This is a genomic window from Blastococcus sp. TBT05-19, from assembly GCF_003319095.1.
Lineage (GTDB): Bacteria > Actinomycetota > Actinomycetes > Mycobacteriales > Geodermatophilaceae > Blastococcus.
The window spans coordinates 187,630-204,662 of the sequence record NZ_QOHI01000007.1; the positions used below are offsets into that span (position 1 = coordinate 187,630).

Annotated in this window: 15 protein-coding genes; 7 read left to right on the forward strand and 8 right to left on the reverse strand. The window is 73.4% G+C overall.

What is annotated here, in order from left to right; all coding sequences use genetic code 11:
- Positions 1–13: 13 nt before the first annotated feature.
- A complete protein-coding gene (locus DQ244_RS17885; RefSeq protein WP_113812849.1) occupies positions 14–1,387 on the forward strand; it encodes a hypothetical protein in 1,374 nt (457 codons plus the stop codon).
- Here DQ244_RS17885 and DQ244_RS17890 read toward each other — a convergent pair.
- The 5 genes from DQ244_RS17890 to DQ244_RS17910 form a co-directional block, all read right to left on the reverse strand.
- Complete coding sequence (locus tag DQ244_RS17890; protein WP_199580464.1) at positions 1,384–2,349, reverse strand: tetratricopeptide repeat protein; 966 nt, start codon at positions 2,347–2,349, stop codon at positions 1,384–1,386. The two genes, DQ244_RS17885 and DQ244_RS17890, sit on opposite strands and share 4 nt — an antisense overlap.
- 53 nt (positions 2,350–2,402) lie before the next feature.
- Positions 2,403–5,141: a penicillin acylase family protein gene (locus tag DQ244_RS17895; protein ID WP_158544608.1), complete on the reverse strand. Its 2,739-nt coding sequence runs from the start codon at positions 5,139–5,141 to the stop codon at positions 2,403–2,405.
- Between the two features lie 77 nt (positions 5,142–5,218).
- A complete protein-coding gene (locus tag DQ244_RS17900) occupies positions 5,219–5,581 on the reverse strand; it encodes a VOC family protein (protein ID WP_113812851.1) in 363 nt (120 codons plus the stop codon).
- Positions 5,582–5,606: 25 nt separating this feature from the next.
- Positions 5,607–7,286, reverse strand: coding sequence for a methylmalonyl-CoA mutase (locus tag DQ244_RS17905; RefSeq protein WP_113812852.1), 1,680 nt, complete (start codon positions 7,284–7,286; stop codon positions 5,607–5,609).
- Positions 7,287–7,326: 40 nt separating this feature from the next.
- The gene (locus tag DQ244_RS17910; RefSeq protein ID WP_113812953.1) at positions 7,327–7,854 is read right to left on the reverse strand and encodes a MarR family winged helix-turn-helix transcriptional regulator; all 528 of its coding nucleotides are present in this window, start codon (positions 7,852–7,854) and stop codon (positions 7,327–7,329) included.
- Positions 7,855–7,998: 144 nt separating this feature from the next.
- Between DQ244_RS17910 and DQ244_RS17915 the strand changes: the two genes are divergently transcribed.
- Both DQ244_RS17915 and DQ244_RS17920 read left to right on the forward strand, forming a co-directional pair.
- Positions 7,999–8,904 carry a hypothetical protein gene (locus DQ244_RS17915; protein ID WP_113812853.1) on the forward strand — a complete coding sequence of 302 codons (906 nt, stop codon included), beginning with the start codon at positions 7,999–8,001 and terminating at the stop codon, positions 8,902–8,904.
- 336 nt (positions 8,905–9,240) lie between these two features.
- On the forward strand, positions 9,241–9,729 hold the full coding sequence (locus tag DQ244_RS17920) for a C40 family peptidase (RefSeq protein ID WP_233491709.1): 489 nt from the start codon (positions 9,241–9,243) through the stop codon (positions 9,727–9,729).
- Between the two features lie 24 nt (positions 9,730–9,753).
- On the opposite strand, the gene DQ244_RS17925 is transcribed toward DQ244_RS17920, so the two are convergent.
- A complete protein-coding gene (locus DQ244_RS17925) occupies positions 9,754–11,226 on the reverse strand; it encodes an NAD(P)/FAD-dependent oxidoreductase (RefSeq protein WP_113812855.1) in 1,473 nt (490 codons plus the stop codon).
- A gap of 116 nt (positions 11,227–11,342) precedes the next feature.
- On the opposite strand from DQ244_RS17925, the gene DQ244_RS17930 reads away from it, so the two are divergent.
- Entirely contained in the window at positions 11,343–11,837 is a 495-nt protein-coding gene (locus DQ244_RS17930; RefSeq protein WP_113812856.1) for a hypothetical protein, read from the forward strand.
- A complete protein-coding gene (locus tag DQ244_RS17935; RefSeq protein WP_113812857.1) occupies positions 11,834–12,724 on the forward strand; it encodes an HTTM domain-containing protein in 891 nt (296 codons plus the stop codon). The genes DQ244_RS17930 and DQ244_RS17935 overlap by 4 nt, the downstream gene beginning before the upstream one ends.
- Here DQ244_RS17935 and meaB read toward each other — a convergent pair.
- Entirely contained in the window at positions 12,688–13,710 is a 1,023-nt protein-coding gene (gene meaB / locus DQ244_RS17940) for a methylmalonyl Co-A mutase-associated GTPase MeaB (protein WP_113812858.1), read from the reverse strand. The genes DQ244_RS17935 and meaB overlap by 37 nt on opposite strands.
- Positions 13,707–14,897: an acetyl-CoA C-acetyltransferase gene (locus tag DQ244_RS17945; RefSeq protein ID WP_113812859.1), complete on the reverse strand. Its 1,191-nt coding sequence runs from the start codon at positions 14,895–14,897 to the stop codon at positions 13,707–13,709. Before DQ244_RS17945 ends, meaB begins: the two co-directional genes overlap by 4 nt.
- Positions 14,898–15,095: 198 nt before the next feature.
- On the opposite strand from DQ244_RS17945, the gene mce reads away from it, so the two are divergent.
- Positions 15,096–15,572 (forward strand): methylmalonyl-CoA epimerase, encoded by a 477-nt coding sequence (gene mce, locus DQ244_RS17950; RefSeq protein ID WP_113812860.1) that lies wholly within the window; start codon positions 15,096–15,098, stop codon positions 15,570–15,572.
- A 106-nt stretch (positions 15,573–15,678) separates the two neighbouring features.
- Positions 15,679–17,010, forward strand: a complete 1,332-nt coding sequence (ccrA, locus tag DQ244_RS17955; protein WP_113812861.1) for a crotonyl-CoA carboxylase/reductase — start codon at positions 15,679–15,681, stop codon at positions 17,008–17,010.
- The last annotated feature ends 23 nt before the right edge of the window (positions 17,011–17,033 follow it).

The window sequence follows — 17,033 nt, forward strand, 5'->3', positions numbered from 1 at the left end:
GATGGAGGCAGGCATGAAGCGGCCCGTCCTGCTGTCCGTCGCGAGCCTGCTGCTCTGCGGCCTCATCAGCGCCTGCGGCGTCGTGGTGGTGGGGGGCACGCCGAGCGCGGTCGGCCCGGCGCCGTCCGACGCCCCGCCCGGGGAGGTCACGGTCGTGGGCGCCACGGACGAACCGGTGGACGAGCTGGCCCGCAACGCCCTGGCCGACCTGCAGGGCTTCTGGGCCGAGCAGTTCCCGGACGCGTACGGCGACCGCTTCGCGCCGCTGCAGGGCGGCTACTTCAGCGTCGACCCCGGCGACGTCGACCCCCGCGACTACCCGCAGGGCGTCGGTTGCGGAGCCGACCCGCGCGAGTCGGAGAACAACGCGTTCTACTGCCAGGCGCCCGACCAGCCCAACTCGGACTCGATCACCTACGACCGCGCGTTCCTCGCCGAGCTGGCCGACGGCTACGGCCGCTTCCTGCCGGCGCTGGTGATGGCGCACGAGTTCGGCCACGCCGTCCAGGGCCGGGTCGGCACCCCGGGACCCTCCATCGCCACCGAGACCCAGGCCGACTGCTTCGCCGGCGCCTGGAGCGCGTGGGTCGCCGACGGGCAGGCCGAGCACTCGCAGCTGCGGGAGAGCGAGCTCGACGACCTCCTGCGCGGCTACTTCCTGCTCCGCGACCCGGTCGGCACGAGCCCGGCCGAGCAGTCGGCGCACGGCTCCTACTTCGACCGGGTGTCGGCGTTCCAGGAGGGGTTCGACGACGGGCCGACGGCCTGCCGGGACCGGTTCGGGCGCGACCGGGTGTTCACCCAGGGCACCTTCCGCGACGAGGACCTGCTCACCCAGGGCAACGCCCCCTACGACCAGCTGGTCGACCTGGTCGGTGACGCCCTCCCCGTGTTCTGGGACAGCGCCTTCGCCCAGGTCTTCGACGAGGACTTCGACGCCCCGCCCGTCGAGGCCTTCACCGGGGCCGCCCCGGACTGCGCGCCGTCGGACCGCGACCTCGTCTACTGCGCCGACGGCAACGTCGTCGGCTACGACGAGGGGCTCACGACCGACGCCTACGAGCTCGGCGACTACGCGGTCGCGACCGCCCTCTCCATCCCCTACGCCCTGGGCGCGCGGGACCAGCTCGGACTGGACCCGGCGGACCCGGACGCGATCCGCTCGGCCGTGTGCCTCACCGGCTGGTTCAGCGCCGCTGTCTTCAACCGCCAGGTCCCCGACGTGCTCATCTCACCGGGCGACCTGGACGAGAGCGTGCTCTTCCTGCTCACGTACGGCGTCGAGGAGGACGTGCTGGGTGCCGCCGAGCTCTCGGGCTTCCAGCTGGTCGACGTCTTCCGCGGCGGCTTCGTCGAGGGCGCCGCGGCCTGCGACGTAGGGGTCTAGAAGAGGGCGGTCATGAGGGCGCGGCGGGCGGCACCGACGCGGGGGTCCTCGTCGCCGACGATGCCGAACAGCTCCACCAGGTGCTGGCGGGCCTGGTCGCGGTCCTCGCCGGCGCTGCGGCGGACGACGTCGAGCAGCCGGTCGAAGGCGGCCTCGATGTTGCCGGTGCCGAGCAGGAAGTCCGCCGCGCGGGTCTGCGCGGTGACGTCGTCGGGTGCGGCGTCGGCGGCGTCGAGCGCGTCGGGCCCCGCCTCTTCGGCACGGCGGAACAGCTGGACCTGGCGCAGCGCGATGCCGGCGTCGGGGTGGTCGGGCTCCTCGGCCAGGATCGCCTGGTACGCGGCCTCGGCCCCGGCCAGGTCACCCCGCTCCAAGGCTGCCTCGGCGGCGTCGAGGCGCGGGTCCTCCGCCGCCTCCTCGGGGGCCGGCCCGCCGGGGACCGCGCCGCCCGTGGTCGCCTGCACGAGCTCGGTGACGAACTGGCGGGCCTGCTCCTCGGGGATCGCGCCGGTGAACTCGGCGACGAGCTGGCCCTGCCAGACCGCCTTGACCGCCGGGATGCCCTGCACGCGCAGCCCCTGCGCCAGCGCGGGGTTCGCCTCGACGTCGACCTTCGCCAGCACCCAGGACCCGCCGCCCTCGACGGCGAGCGCCTCGAGCACCGGGGAGAGCTGCTTGCAGGGTCCGCACCACTCGGCCCACAGGTCGAGCACGACCGGCACCTGGAAGGACCGGTCGAGCACCTCGGCCTGGAAGGTTGCCTCGGTGACGTCGACGACGGCGCCCCCGGGTGCGCCGGCCGGAGCCGAGGCGCTCGGCGGCGGTGCCGCCTGGGCGCGCGCGGCCGCGTCGGAGCGGGCCTTGACCGCGGCCAGGTCGACGGCGCCGGCCATGGCGGCGGCCATCTGCGCCTGCTGGGCCTGCGCGCGCGGGTCGGGACGTCCGGGGCGGGTGGGCTGCATGACCTCGATCATCCCACCCCGGACGCACCGGCCCTACCCGGCACCGGAACGGCTCAGCGCCCACCGGTGAAGTGGACGACCTGCTGGAACGTCGGCCGGTTCTGCCAGTCGATGTCCCGCACGCCGACCAGGCCCGCGGTGGTGGCCCGGATGTCGTCGATGTGCTTGTCGTAGGTCAGCTCCGACACCGAGGACGCCCCCTGCTCGCCCAGGACCCGGTCCACCGCGGTCCGCAACGACGCCCGCAGGTCCTCGGCGCAGGCGGTGGCGTCCCCGCCGCCGCAGTAGGTGCGCGACCAGGCACCCGGGTCGCTGCCGCGCACCCGGTCGAGGTCCTTCGCCACGTAGCCGTACCAGGCCACCCCGTTCCACGCCGAGCCCAGGCCCTGGCGCGGGTGGTCGTCCAGCCGCTGGGGCAGCTCGTCGACGAGATCGCCGAGCGTGCCGCGGAGCAGGTCCTGGGCGGCGCCAGGTGCGTCCACGCCCCACCAGGCGTCGAAGAGCGCGATCGCGGCCTCGTCGGAGTACGCGCCGTCCCGGTCGCGGTCGAGCCGGTGCGCGCCCCGCTCCACCCAGCCGCTCAGCAGGGCCACGGCCTCGGCCAGCTCCGGGTCGTCGCCGACGACGCCGAGCAGCGCCGGCAGCGTGTGCACCGCCCGGGAGTCGACGGTCGCGGCGTCCTGCACGGCAGCGGCCAGCGAGGTCGCCGTGACCCCGCCGTCGGCGGTCAGCACGTCCAGGCGGTCGGAGAGCGCCAGGCTGCGGTGGATCGGCCCGTAGCCCCACTGGTCGTCGGCCGCGCCGAACCCCGGCGCCTGCTTGTTGTTCCAGCTGACCAGGTAGCCGGTCGGCGGGTTGACCTCCTGCGGGTGCTCGTCGACGCCGAGCCAGCCCTGCCAGTCGTAGGCGGCATCCCCCCAGCGCGGCAGGTGCGGGTCGGTGCCCTCGGCGCGCACCGGGAGCCGGCCCGACGAGTAGTACGCGATGTCGGTGTCGTCGACGTAGAACCAGTTGAACGTGTAGTCGATGGCCGCGGCCGCCGTCCGGAAGCCGGCGGCGTCCCGCACGTGGTCGGGGTTGCCGAGCCGCTCGAAGCCCAGCGCGGAGTCGAGCTCGCGGCCGTAGGTGCTCCGCTGGTGCACGATGCCGACCGGCTCCCCGTCGACCGTGGTGCGCAGCTGGACGATGCCGTGCTCGGTGCGCAGGACCAGGAAGCGGTAGGTCTGCGGCAGGCCCGGGCCGGCGGGGTTGGGCACCGCGGTCTCCTCGTGCACGTGCCGGTCCATCGGCACGCAGGCGCCGCCGCCGTCGAGGTAGTGCTCCGACTCCACGGTGGGCGCGCTGCCGTCCGGCTCGCACAGCCGCACCACCACGGTGTCCACGAGGTCGCTGCCGGCGCTGGTGGCCGACCAGGCGTAGTCCACCCCGCGGCCGAGCTGGACGACCAGGCTGGTGCCCGCGAAGGAGACGCCGCGCGCCCGGATGCCCGGAGCGACGACCGCCTGCTCGGTCAGCAGCTGCGGCGCGAAGTACCCGGTTTGCGGGCCGAAGACGGCGACCGGGTGGCCGTCGGCGGTGCGGTCGGCGGACACCAGCGCGGCGTTGCTCATGCCGTCGGGCACCGCCCCCAGGTCGATCGTCCCGAACGGACCGTCCAGGGTCATGGGCCGGCCGCCGTCGGTGCGCCCGTCGAGGCTGTCGAGGGTGGGCGGCGGGACGAGCCCGGACCCGGCGTCGGCTCCCGTCCCCGGCGCCGTCGGGCCGTCGAGGTCGGGCAGCGCGACACCCGGCTTCGTCGGGTCGACCGGCCCGCCGCCGTAGGGCGTCGGCACGGTCGAGGTGGTCGGCGCCTGCGGGTCGTCGGTCAGCCGCAGGTCGTCGAAGACCCGCCGTCCCTCCTCGGCACCGAACCGGTCCTGGAGCTGCTGCAGCCACCGGGCGTTGGCGAACTCCGCGCCCCCGCCCTTGCCGAAGATGCCGCCGACCAGCGACGCCACGTAGACGACGTCGGCACGGTCCCAGGGCTCGGGCGCCTTCTGCAGGGCCGCGTACTCGACCGGGCAGTCCGGCCCGACCGGGCCGACCGGGCACAGCTCCTGCTGGGCGGCGTTGATGCCGGCCAGGTAGGCGTCCAGCGCGGCGACCAGTCGCCGGCCCTCCTCGCCGAACCGCTCCTCGGCGTCCGCGATCTGCTGCTCGGCCTCCTCCTCGGTGTAGAAGGCGGCGCGCAGCTGCTCCTGGTCCATGGCCGCGTTGGCCTCGCTGGGGCCGAGGAACTCCGCGGCGCGGGCCGCCCCGACGTGCCGCAGCAGGTCCATGAGGAACATGCGGTCCTTGGTGCCGGCGTAGCCCGAGCCCCAGGCGGCGTCCTCCCGGGTCTTCCCCTCGATGTACGGCACACCGAAGGAGTCCCACTTGATGACGACGCCGGGCTTCGGCCTGTCGACCCGCACGGCGTCCTTGTTCTTCAAGGTGAGCGGCGCGTCCTTGTAGTAGCTGCCCAGGTCGCCCGGCGTGAGCGCGGTGAGGTCGGCGCGGTTGAGGGCGTCGTACATCTCCAGCTGGTCGGCGAAGTTCGCCGGTGCGTTCTCGCCGTCGACGGCGCGGCGGTTCTGCGGGTCCCCGGCCGCGACGACGGCTGCCTCGGCGGCGTTGATCGACCCCGACTGGCCCGGCGGCAGGATGTTCAGGACCCCTGGCTGGTCACCGTGCTTCCCGCTCGACCCGGGGGTCGCCCCGGCCGGCGTGGAGAGCCCGGCCAGGACGACCGCTCCGGTCACCAGAACTGCCACGCGCCGCATCCAGATCTCCCCGGTCGAGGGTGGTGTTGCTGTGTGAACGACGACACACCTACCGGGTTACGCCCAGGTCAGGCCTCCGCCCAGACGCCGAGCTCGTTGCCCGACGGGTCGCGGAAGTGGAACCGGCGCCCACCCGGGAACGGGTAGGGGCCCTCGACCACGCTGCCGCCGGCGGCCTCGACCGCGGCCGCGGTGGCGTCGAGGTCGGTGGAGAAGAGCAGCACGAGCGGCCCGCCGGCGCGCGGTCCCGCGGGGTCGAGGCGGAGCCCCCCGGCCTCCCGCTCGCTCCCCGGTGCGCGGAAGCCGGCGTACTCCGGCCCGTAGGCGGTGAACACCCAGCCGAACGCGTCGGCGTAGAAGCGCTGCGCCTGCTGCAGGTCGAGAACGGTCAGCTCGACGTAGTCGATGGAGTGGTGCGGGGAGTCGGCCATGCGGGGATCGTGCCGCAGGGGTGCGTCAGAAACGGGCGGGTTCGGTGTAGGTGCCCCACTCGGCGCGCAGGGCGTCGCAGATCTCGCCGAGGCTGGCCTCGGCCCGGACCGCGTCGAGCATCGCGGGGACCATGTTCTCCCCGGTGCGCGACACCTCGACCATGCGGGCGACGGCGGCGCGGGCGGCCTCGTCGTCCCGGGCGGCGCGGCGCCCGGCCAGCTCGGCCTTCTGGTCGACCTCCACCTGGTGGCTGACCCGCAGGATCTCCAGCTTGTCGTGGGCGTCGACCGAGCCGGTCAGCGTGTTGACGCCGACGACCTTCTTGTCGCCCTTCTCCAGCGCCCGCTGGTAGACGAAGGCCGCCTCGGCGATCTCACCGGTGAAGTACCCGTCCTCGATGCCGCGCAGGATGCCGGCGGTGATGCTCCCGTCCGACCCCATGTCGCGGATGCGGGTGAAGATCTCCTCCGCCTGCCGCTCGATGTCGTCGGTCAGCGCCTCGACGTACCAGCTGCCACCGAGCGGGTCGGCCACGTTCATGACGCCGGTCTCCTCGGCGATCACCTGCTGGGTGCGCAGCGCGATCTGCGCGGCCTTGGCGCTGGGCAGCGCGAGCACCTCGTCGAGGGCGTTGGTGTGCAGCGACTGCGTACCGCCGAGGACGGCGGACAGCGCCTCCACCGCCGTGCGCACGATGTTGTTGTCGGGCTGCTGCGCGGTGAGCGAGACACCGGCGGTCTGGGTGTGGAACCGCAGCTGCTGCGCCTTCTCCGTCTGCGCCCCGTAGACGTCGCGCAGCCACCGGGCCCAGATGCGGCGGGCGGCGCGGAACTTGGCGATCTCCTCGAAGAAGTCGATGTGCGCGTCGAAGAAGAAGGAGAGGCCGGGGGCGAACTGCTCGATGTCCAGCCCCCGCGAGAGACCCAGCTCCACGTAGGCGAACCCGTCGGCGAGCGTGTAGGCGAGCTCCTGCGCGGCGGTCGAGCCGGCCTCGCGGATGTGGTAGCCGGAGACGCTGATGGGCTTGTACGCCGGGATGTTCTCCGCGCAGTACTCCATCAGGTCGCCGATCAGGCGCAGGTGCGGCTCCGGGGCGAAGAGCCACTCCTTCTGCGCGATGTACTCCTTGAAGATGTCGGTCTGCAGCGTGCCGTTGAGCTTCCCGACGTCGGCGCCCTGGCGCTCGGCAGCCACCAGGTACATGCAGAAGACCGGCACGGCGGGGCCGCTGATCGTCATCGACGTCGTCGTGGCCTCGAGGTCGATGCCGTCGAAGAGCACGTCCATGTCGGCGGCGGTGTCGATGGCGACGCCGCAGTGCCCGACCTCGCCGAGGGCCCGCGGGTCGTCGGAGTCCCGGCCCATGAGGGTGGGCATGTCGAAGGCGACGCTGAGGCCACCGCCGCCCTCGGCCAGGATCATCTTGTAGCGCTCGTTGGTCTGCTTCGCGTTCCCGAAGCCGGCGAACTGGCGGATCGTCCACGCCCGGCCGCGGTAGCCGGTGGCGTGCAGGCCCCGGGTGAAGGGGAACTCCCCCGGGTAGCCGATCCGCTCGAAGCCCTCGACCGCGGACTCGTCGGCCGGCCCGTAGACCGGCGCCACCTCGACCCCGGACAGGGTCGTGAAGTCGGCGTCCCGCACCCGCCCGGCGGCGAGCGCCGCGTCGTACCGCTGCTGCCACCGCTGCTGGGCGTCCTGGGTCATGCCCGAGATAGTAGGACGTCCAACTATCGTGTGTCGACGGTCACGCGGGCGTGTCCTCCCCCGGCGGGGCGACGTCGCCGGCGCCCAGGCGCACCTGGCGCAGCGTCGTGAACAGCGCCTCGTGCTGGTCCACCGAGAGGTCGGCCAGCCCGAAGTCCTGAGCCGTCAGCGCCCGGGTCCCCTCCTCGACGACCGCGCGGCCGCGCTCGGTGATCGACGCCAGCACGCCGCGGCCGTCGGCGGGGTTCGGGCGGCGGTCCACGTAGCCCGCGGCGACCAGCCGGTCGATCGCGTTGGTGACGCTGGTCGGGTGCACCATCAGCCGGCTGCCGATCACCTTGAGCGGCAGCTCGCCCAGGCGGCTGAAGGTCAGCAGCACGAGCACCTCGTACCGGGCGAAGGTGAGCTCCAGCGGGCGCAGGGCGTCGTCGAAGCGGGCGAGCAGGATCTGCTGGACCCGGAAGACCGACGTGGCCGCGCGCATCGCCGACGACGGGCCGAAGTGCTTCTCCCACGTCTCCCCGGCGCGCTCGATCGGGTCGAACGGCAGCCCCAGCGGTCGGACCATGCCGCGGACGCTACCGGGCCCCGCCGGCACCGAGATCAGCCGCAGACCGGTGTCACCCGGGCGGGATACCGGCTTGAGGGTCATCTCGCGACCGCCTGTGGACAGCGGACACCCGCCGGCGGTCCCGTCCGCCATGGTGCCGGTGTGCCGCGACGCCCGCATCGACCCCCCGAGCTGCACGCGTCGGTCTTCCGGGGGTCGCTCGCCGTGCGCACCGGCCAGCTGACGCGCCACCAGCTGGGCAGCTCCGCCTGGTGCCGGCTCTTCCCCGACGTCTACGCCTGCGCATCGCTCCCGCTGACCCACGAGCTCCGCGCCGAGGCAGCCGCGCTGATGATCCCGGGAGCGGTGGCCTGCGGGCGCACGGCCGCCGTCCTCTGGGGCGTCGAGGTGGCCACGGTGGACGACGACGTCGAGTGCACGGTCCCCCGGGCATCGGGCGCCGGCCCGGTGGCCGGGCTGCGCGCGAACCGGCGCGCGCTGACCCCTGCGGAGGTGACGGAGCGCCGGGGCGTAGCCGTCACCACCCCGCTGCGCACAGCCCTCGACCTGGCCAGGATCCGCCCGCTCGACGAGGCCGTCGTGGCGCTGGACCAGTTCCTGCGCCCCGGGCTCGTCTTCCTCGAGGAGGTGCGGGCGGCAGCGGCGACCGCGGTCGGGCGGGACTGCCGGCACGTCCGGATGGCGGCAGCTCTCGCCGACGGGCTGGCCGAGTCACCGCAGGAGACCCGGTTGCGCCTGGTCATCGGCCGGTCTCCGCTGCCGGCACCCGTTGCCCAGTACGGCGTCCGGCACGATGACCGCCCCGTCGCCCGCGTCGACCTCGCCTGGCCCGAGCTGCGCCTGGCCGTGGAGTACGACGGCGCGTGGCACGGGGAACCGGGGCAGTTCCGGCGCGACCGCCAGCGGCTGAACCGGCTCACCGCAGCCGGGTGGGTCGTGCTCTTCGTGACGGCGGCCGACCTGCGCCGGCCCGACCTGCTCGTGACCCGGCTCGATCGGGCGCTGGCGGCGAGATCGGCGGAAGTCCGGCAACGCTTGCACCCGTAGGCGGCGCCGGCTGATCTCGATGTGACCCACTGCACCAGAGGGGCGTTATTCCCAGGCGTGGCGCCACATGTCGACACCTCGACACCTCGACAGGGCGACCGCCGGCTTGTGGCCCCGGAACCGCCTTCCTACGGTGGAGGAGCCGGCCGGGTGGTCGTCGCCCGACGAGGGTGGCCCCGGATCGGTACCGCCGCAGCACCGGCGCGGTGCGCCCCCCATCGAGGGCCCGCCCCGGACCGCGAGCACACCGCACACACCCGAGTCCCCGCGCCGAGGTGTGCCGGGCCGTGCCCGTGATCGGCCGCGGCGGACGAACGGAAGGAGAGCCACCTCGTGGTGACCACTCGCCCGACCCTGCGCCGCCTCGGTGCCGGCCTGTTCACCGGTGCCGCTGCCACCCTGACCCTCACGCTCTCGCCGGTGACCGCGTCCGCCGCCGAGCCCACGCCGGCCGCCACCTCGGCCCCGGCCCCGACCGCCGCCGCGCAGGCCGCCGTCGACGACGCGCGCGCGCAGGTGGGCAAGGCCTACGAGTACGGCGCCGAGGGTCCGGACGCCTACGACTGCTCCGGGCTCACCCAGCACGCCTACCGCGCCGCGGGCATCGAGCTGCCGCGCCGCAGCGCCGACCAGGCGGACGTCGGCACCCCGGTCGCCCGCGCCGACCTGCAGCCCGGCGACCTGGTCTTCTACTACGAGCCGATCAGCCACGTGGCCATCTACGTGGGCGACGGCCAGGTCGTGCACGCCGGTAGCGAGTCCACCGGCGTCGAGTACGAGACCGTCGACATGGACGGCTACAACACCGCCCGCCGGATCGCCTGATCCGCCGGCCGGCCGGCGCTCAGCTCACGCGGCGGGCGCCGGCCGCAGCGGCGGTACCCGCCGCACACCGAAGACGTCGCGCAGCGCGACCCGGGCCCCGAGGTCGCCGCACATCCCGTGCACGGCCGGCCCCGGCGGGGTCGCCGACGACGCGAGGTACACGCCCTTCACCGGCGTCCGGTAGGTGTTCCACCGCGGCACCGGGCGGGCCAGCATCTGCCGCAGCGTCGCCTGGCCGTTGGAGATGTCGCCGCCGAGGTAGCTGATGTTCCACTGCTCCATCTGGACGGCGTTCTTCGTGTGCCGCTCGAGGATCGTGTCCTTGAAGCCCGGCGCGAACCGCTCGATCTGGTCCTCGATGGCCGCGGTCATGTCGACGTCGGCGCCGTGCGGCACGTGCACGTAGGCCCAGAAGATGTGCCCGCCGGCCGGGGCCCGCGTGGGGTCCGGGACGGTCGGCTGGACGGCGAGCACGTACGGCTTGTCGGTGATCCGGCCCTCGTTGGGCGCCCGCTCGCCGGCGATCGTCTCCTCGAGGTCGCCGGCGACGTGCAGGGTGCCCGCCCGGCGCGCGTCCGGGTTGGTCCACGGCACGGGGTCCGAGAGGATCCAGTCGATCTTGAACACCCCCGCGCCGTGCTTGTACCGGCGCACCCACCGGCGGTAGCCCTCGTTGAGCCGGTCCCCCGCCATCGTCACGAAGTCCTCGGGCGTGGTGTCGAGCAGCACCGCGGGCACGCCGTCGAACTCGCGCAGGTCGGTGACCCGGTGCCCGGTGACGACCTCGCCGCCCTGCTGCTCCAGCGCCGTCACCATCGCGTCGGCGAGCTTCTGCGAGCCGCCCTCGATCAGCGGCCAGCCCGCGTGGTGGGACAGCATCGCCAGCAGCATGCCCAGGGCCGAGGTCAGCGGCTGGCTGAGGTCGAGCATGCCGTGGGCCGCCGCGCCGCCGAGCAGCGCGCGGGCCTCCTGCGTCTCGAAGTACCGGTGGGCGAGCCAGCTGACGTTCGGCAGCCCGGTGAGCGCGAACTTCGTGACCTGCGGAACGCTCTTGGTCGGCAGCGAGCGCAGCCGGCTGGAGAGGAAGAAGTCGATGACGTCGGTGCCGTGCTCGACGATGGGCTCGAACATCCGGCGGTAGGCGTCGGCGTCGGCGCCCAGGCCGGCCGCCGTCTGCTCCAGCGACCGGAACGACAGCGCCGCCCCTCCGCCGTCCAGCGGGTGGGCGAAGCTGATCTCCGGGTGCACGAACCGCACACCGCGGCTCTCCGGGTCGAACTCGCGGAAGAACGGCGCGGCCGCGGCCATCGGCTGCACCGTGGAGCACACGTCGTGGTGGAAGCCGGGCCGCATCAGCTCCTCGGTGCGCATGCCGCCACCGGGCTTGTCGGCGGCGTCCACCACCTGCACGCGCAGGCCCGCCGCCGACATCCGCAGGGCGGCGGCCAGCCCGTTGGGACCCGCACCGACCACGACAGCATCCGGGCGCCCGCTCATCGCCCGATCCTCACACGGACCCCTGCGTTGTGTCGGCTGGGGACGGTGGGCTCCGCGGTGCGGGGCGCGCAGCGACCTGGTCCCGGCAGGGGCGCACCGGTCCTACCCTGTCCCGCGTGCCAGCCCTCCCGACCGTCGCGGACCCGCGGACGGAGCCCGAGCCGCTGCAGCTGACCCCCGCGGGCCGCAGCTGGCGGCTCGCCGCCGCCGGCATCGTGCTCGCCCTGCTGCTCGCCGGCACCGCGTGGGGGGACGACGACGAGTTCCCCTTCGGCCCGTTCCGCATGTACTCGACCCGGGCCGACCCGAACGCCGCGGTGGTCTCCACCCGCACGGTCGCCCTCACGCCCACGGGCGAGGAGGTGCGCCTGTCCGGCGGGGAGGTCGGCCTGCGGCGCGCGGAGTTCGAGGGCCAGTTGGACCGGCTCCGGGACGAGCCGGAGCTGCTGGGCCTGCTGGCCGACGCCTACGTCGAGCGGCACCCCGACGCCCCCGAGCTCGTCGCGGTGCAGGTGATCCAGCGGCGCTTCCAGCTGATCGACGGCCGGCAGACCGGCGAGTTCACCGACCGCGTGCTGGTCGAGCACCTGCTGGAGGACGACGGAGCATGACCACCCCTGCACCTCACGCCGGCGCGCTGGGCCGCTGGTTCTTCCGGCCGGTCCCGCTCGCCCGCATCGCCGTCTTCCGGGTGATCGCCTACCTGTTCATCCCGATCGACGTCTTCCTCACGACCGCCTGGGTGCGGGCGCACGCCGACGTCCCGGTCGAGTGGTACTCACCGCTGCTCATCGGCCGGCTGCTGCACCTGCCCACGCCCACCGCCACCGTGGTCGTGGTCGTCCAGTGGGCCCTCGTCCTCGCCGCGCTGGCCGCCGCCACCGGGCGGGCACCGCGACTCCTCGGTACGGCCGTCTTCCTCCTCTACATGGAGTGGATGGTCATCGCGATGAGCTACGGGAAGGTCGACCACGACCGGATCGCCTTCCTGGTGGCGCTCGCCGTGCTGCCGACCATCGGCCGGGCCCGCCTGCGCGATCGCCGCTCCTCGGAGGCAGCCGGCTGGGCGATGGCCGCCGTCCTGATCACCGTCATGCTCACGTACTTCCTCGCCGCCTGGGCGAAGATCCGCTTCGGCGGCTGGGACTGGCCGACCGGCTCGACGCTCACCCGAGCGGTGATGCGCCGGGGCACGCCGCTGTCGGACTGGACGCTCGAGCTGCCGTGGCTGCTGTCGACGGCGCAGTGGGCGATGCTGGTCCTGGAGTTCCTCGCCCCGCTGATGCTGCTGGTCCGCAGCGACCGGGCGCGGATCGGCCTGGTCCTCTTCCTGCTCGGCTTCCACGTGATGGTGTTCGCCGGCGTGACGATCATCTTCCTGCCGCACTGCGTGGCGATCCTGTCGATCCTGCCGTGGGAGCGGCTGGCCGCGCGGTGGCAGCGGACCGCCCCCGCGGCGGATCAGAGCTGGGCGAGCAGCTCGTCGGCCGCCCGGTAGGGATCGGTCGTCCCGTCGACCACCGAGCCGGCGAGGGACTCCAGCGCCGCCGAGCCGCGGATGTCCCCGATGCGCTCGCGCAGCGTCGCCAGCGCGATCGCCTCGATCTCACGGGCGGCCCGCTCCGCGCGCCGGCGACGGCCCTCGCCGGTGGACTCCAGCCACCCGCGGTGCTCCTCGATCTTCTCCAGCACCCCGTCCACGCCGTTGTCCGTGTCGCGGGAGGCCACGGTCCGGCAGATCGGCGGGCGCCAGTTGCCGGCCTCGGAGTGACGGCCGCCGAGGGACTGCATGTAGCGCAGGTCGCGCACCGTCTGGTCGGCGCCGTCGCGGTCGGCCTTGTTCACGACGAAGACGTCGGCGACCTCGAGGATGCCGGCCTTGGCCGCCTGGATGCCGTCGCCCATGCCGGGGGCCACGAGCACGAGCGTGGTGTCGGCCAGCGAGGCGATCTCCAGCTCCGACTGCCCCACGCCCACGGTCTCGATCAGCACCACGTCGCAGCCCGCGGCATCGAGCACCCGCAGCGCCTGCGGGGTCGCCCAGGACAGGCCGCCGAGGTGCCCGCGCGAGGCCATCGACCGGATGAAGACGCCGCTGTCGCCGGCGTGGTCCTGCATGCGCACGCGGTCGCCGAGCAGCGCCCCGCCGGAGAACGGGGACGACGGGTCGACGGCGAGCACCCCGACGCGCCTGCCGGCCTGCCGCAGGGCGCGCACGAGCGCCGTCGTCGAGGTGGACTTGCCGACGCCCGGCGAGCCGGTCAGGCCGATGACCTGGGCGTTGCCGGTGTGCGGGGCCAGTGCGGCCGCGACCTCGCGGAGCGCCGGGCTGGCGTCCTCCACCAGCGAGATCAGCCGCGCCACCGACCGCGCGTCACCCTCGCGGGCGCGCTCGACGAGCTCCGGGACGTCGACGGACCGACGCCCCCGCCTGCCGCGGGGGGAGGTGGGGGCGTCGGCCTGGACGGCGGTGCCGTCCGTCACGCCTTGCTGGGCGCGTGCAGGATCAGGGCGTCACCCTGGCCACCGCCGCCGCACAGCGCGGCGGCGCCGACCTTGGCGCCGCGACGGCGCAGCTCGAGCGCCACGTCGAGGACGACGCGGGCGCCGCTCATGCCGACCGGGTGCCCCAGGGCGATGGCGCCACCGTTGGGGTTGACCTTCTCCGGGTCGATGCCGAGCTCGCGGGTGGAGACGATGGCGACCGCGGCGAAGGCCTCGTTGAGCTCGACGACGTCGAGGTCCTTCGGGTCGATGCCTTCGCGCTCGCAGGCCTTCTGGATGGCCCGCGACGGCTGGCTCTGCAGCGTGGCGTCCGGGCCGGCGACGATGCCGTGCGCACCGATCTCGGCGATCGGCTCGATGCCCAGCTCGGCGGCCTTGGCCGCGCTCATGACCACGACCGCGCAGGCGCCGTCGGAGATCTGCGAGGCGGTGCCGGCGGTGATCGTGCCGTCCTTGGCGAACGCCGGCTTGAGCTTGGAGAGGCTGTCGGCGGTGGTGTCGGCGCGGATGCCCTCGTCGTCGGTGAACTCGATCGGATCGCCCTTGCGCTGCGGGATGAGCACCGGGGTGATCGCCTCGGCGAAGACGCCGTCCTTGTGCGACCGCGCGGCCTTCTGGTGGCTGGCGGCGGCGAACTCGTCCTGCTCCTCGCGGGTCAGGTCGTAGCGGCTGTTCGCCTGCTCGGTCAGCACGCCCATCGCGACCTGGTCGAAGGTGTCGGAGAGGCCGTCGTGGGCCATCGCGTCGACCAGCTTCGTGTCGCCGTACTTCGTGCCCGTGCGCGAGCCGGCCAGCAGGTGCGGCGCCTGGGTCATCGACTCCATGCCACCGGCGACGACGATGTCGTACTCGCCGGCGCGGATGAGCTGGTCGGCCATGGCGATCGCGCTGAGGCCGGAGAGGCAGACCTTGTTGACCGTGATCGAGGGCACCGACATCGGGATGCCGCCCTTCACCGCGGCCGGGCGGGCCGGGTTCTGGCCGGCGCCGGCCTGGATGACCTGGCCCATGATCACGTACTCGACCTGGTCGCCGGAGATGCCGGCCCGCTCCAGGGCGGCCTTGATCGCCACCCCGCCGAGGTCGGCGGCCGAGAAGTCCTTCAGCGAGCCGAGAAGCCGGCCCATCGGGGTGCGAGCACCGCTGACGATGACCGAGCGGGACATGAGGCCTCCAGTGGCTGGGCCGCCGACGCTGGCGACCGTGTCGACAGGGCGGACCCGCGCACGGGACGCGGGCCGACTGCCGAACAGGATAGGACGTGAGGTGCAACGAGCCACCCGGTCCGGCGATGTCGGTCACCCGTCGGTGAACCCTGCCACATCCGAGTGTCGTCTCAGACGTCTTACCGGCAGGATGCCCGCGTGACCACCAACGACGCCGATCACACCGCCGCCGCCGCGGGGCTGCCCGCCGGGCTGTTCACGACCATCGACCACGTGGGCATCGCCGTCCCCGACCTGGACGAGGCGATCGCCTTCTACGCCCAGGCCTTCGGCGTGCACTCCGTGCACGAGGAGACCAACGAGGAGCAGGGCGTCCGCGAGGCGATGCTGGCCGTCGGCAACGGCGACACCCGCATCCAGCTGCTCGCGCCGCTCACGCCGGAGTCCACGATCGCGAAGTTCATCGGGCGCTCCGGCCCGGGCCTGCAGCAGCTGGCCTTCCGGGTCGAGGACGTCGACGCCGTCAGCGCCACGCTGCGCGAGCGGGGCCTGCGGCTGCTCTACGACGTCCCCAAGCGCGGGACCTCCGACAGCCGCGTGAACTTCATCCACCCCAAGGACGCCGGCGGCGTCCTGGTCGAGCTCGTCGAGCCGGCCGCCTCCCCCGCCCACTGACCGCAGTGACCCGCGCGGTTACCCATCGGTAACATCTGCGCACCCGCACCACCGCACCGCCCTCCGAGCCCGGCCGACGACGGCCGCAGACGACCCGGGAGTACGCGTGAACGAGATCAGGGACGCCATCCTCGCCAACCAGCTGGACGCGCTGGGCGGCCTGGCCGTGCCGGAGTCCTACCGCGCCGTGGTGGTGCGCAAGGACGAGCAGGACATGTTCGAGGGGGTGGCCACCAAGGACAAGGACCCCCGCAAGTCGCTGCACGTGCAGGAGGTCGCCACCCCGGAGCTGGGCCCGGGCGAGGCGATCGTGGCCGTCATGGCCTCCTCGGTGAACTACAACACCGTCTGGACGTCGATCTTCGAGCCGGTCTCGACCTTCGGCTTCCTCGAGCGCTACGGCCGCGTCTCCGAGCTGACCAAGCGCCACGACCTGCCGTACCACATCGTCGGCTCCGACCTGGCCGGCGTCGTGCTGCGCGTAGGCCCCGGTGTGAACAAGTGGAAGCCGGGCGACGAGGTCGTCGCGCACTGCCTCTCGGTGGAGCTCGAGGACCCGGCCGGCCACGACGACACGATGATGGACCCGCAGCAGCGGATCTGGGGCTTCGAGACCAACTTCGGCGGCCTCGCCGAGATGGCGCTGGTCAAGAGCAACCAGCTGATGCCGAAGCCGGCGCACCTCTCCTGGGAGGAGGCCGCTGCCCCCGGCCTGGTCAACTCCACCGCCTACCGCCAGCTGGTCAGCCGCAACGGCGCCCACATGAAGCAGGGCGACACCGTCCTGATCTGGGGCGCCTCGGGTGGCCTGGGCTCCTACGCCACGCAGATGGCGCTCAACGGCGGCGCGATCCCGGTCTGCGTCGTGAGCAGCCCCGAGAAGGCGGAGATCGTCCGCCGGATGGGCGCGGAGCTGATCATCGACCGCTCGGCCGAGGGCTACAAGTTCTGGAAGGACGAGAACAACCAGGACCCCAAGGAGTGGCAGCGCCTGGGCAAGAAGATCCGCGAGCTGACCGGCGGTGAGGACGTCGACATCGTCTTCGAGCACCCGGGCCGCGAGACCTTCGGCGCCTCGGTCTACGTCGCCAAGAAGGGCGGCACGATCGTCACCTGCGCCTCGACCAGCGGATACATGCACCAGTACGACAACCGGTACCTCTGGATGAACCTGAAGAACATCCTGAGCTCGCACTTCGCCAACTACAAGGAGGCGTGGGAGGCCAACCGGCTCATCGACAAGGGCCTCATCCACCCGACCCTGTCGAAGGTGTACCCGATGGAGGAGGTCGGCCAGGCCGCCCTCGACGTCCACAAGAACGCCCACCAGGGCAAGGTCGGCGTCCTGACCCTCGCCCCCGAGGAGGGCCTGGGCGTCACGGACACCGCCAAGCGCGAGAAGCACGTGGACGCGATCAACCGCTTCCGCGGGGTGTGACCCCTCCCGGTGGGGCCGGCGCG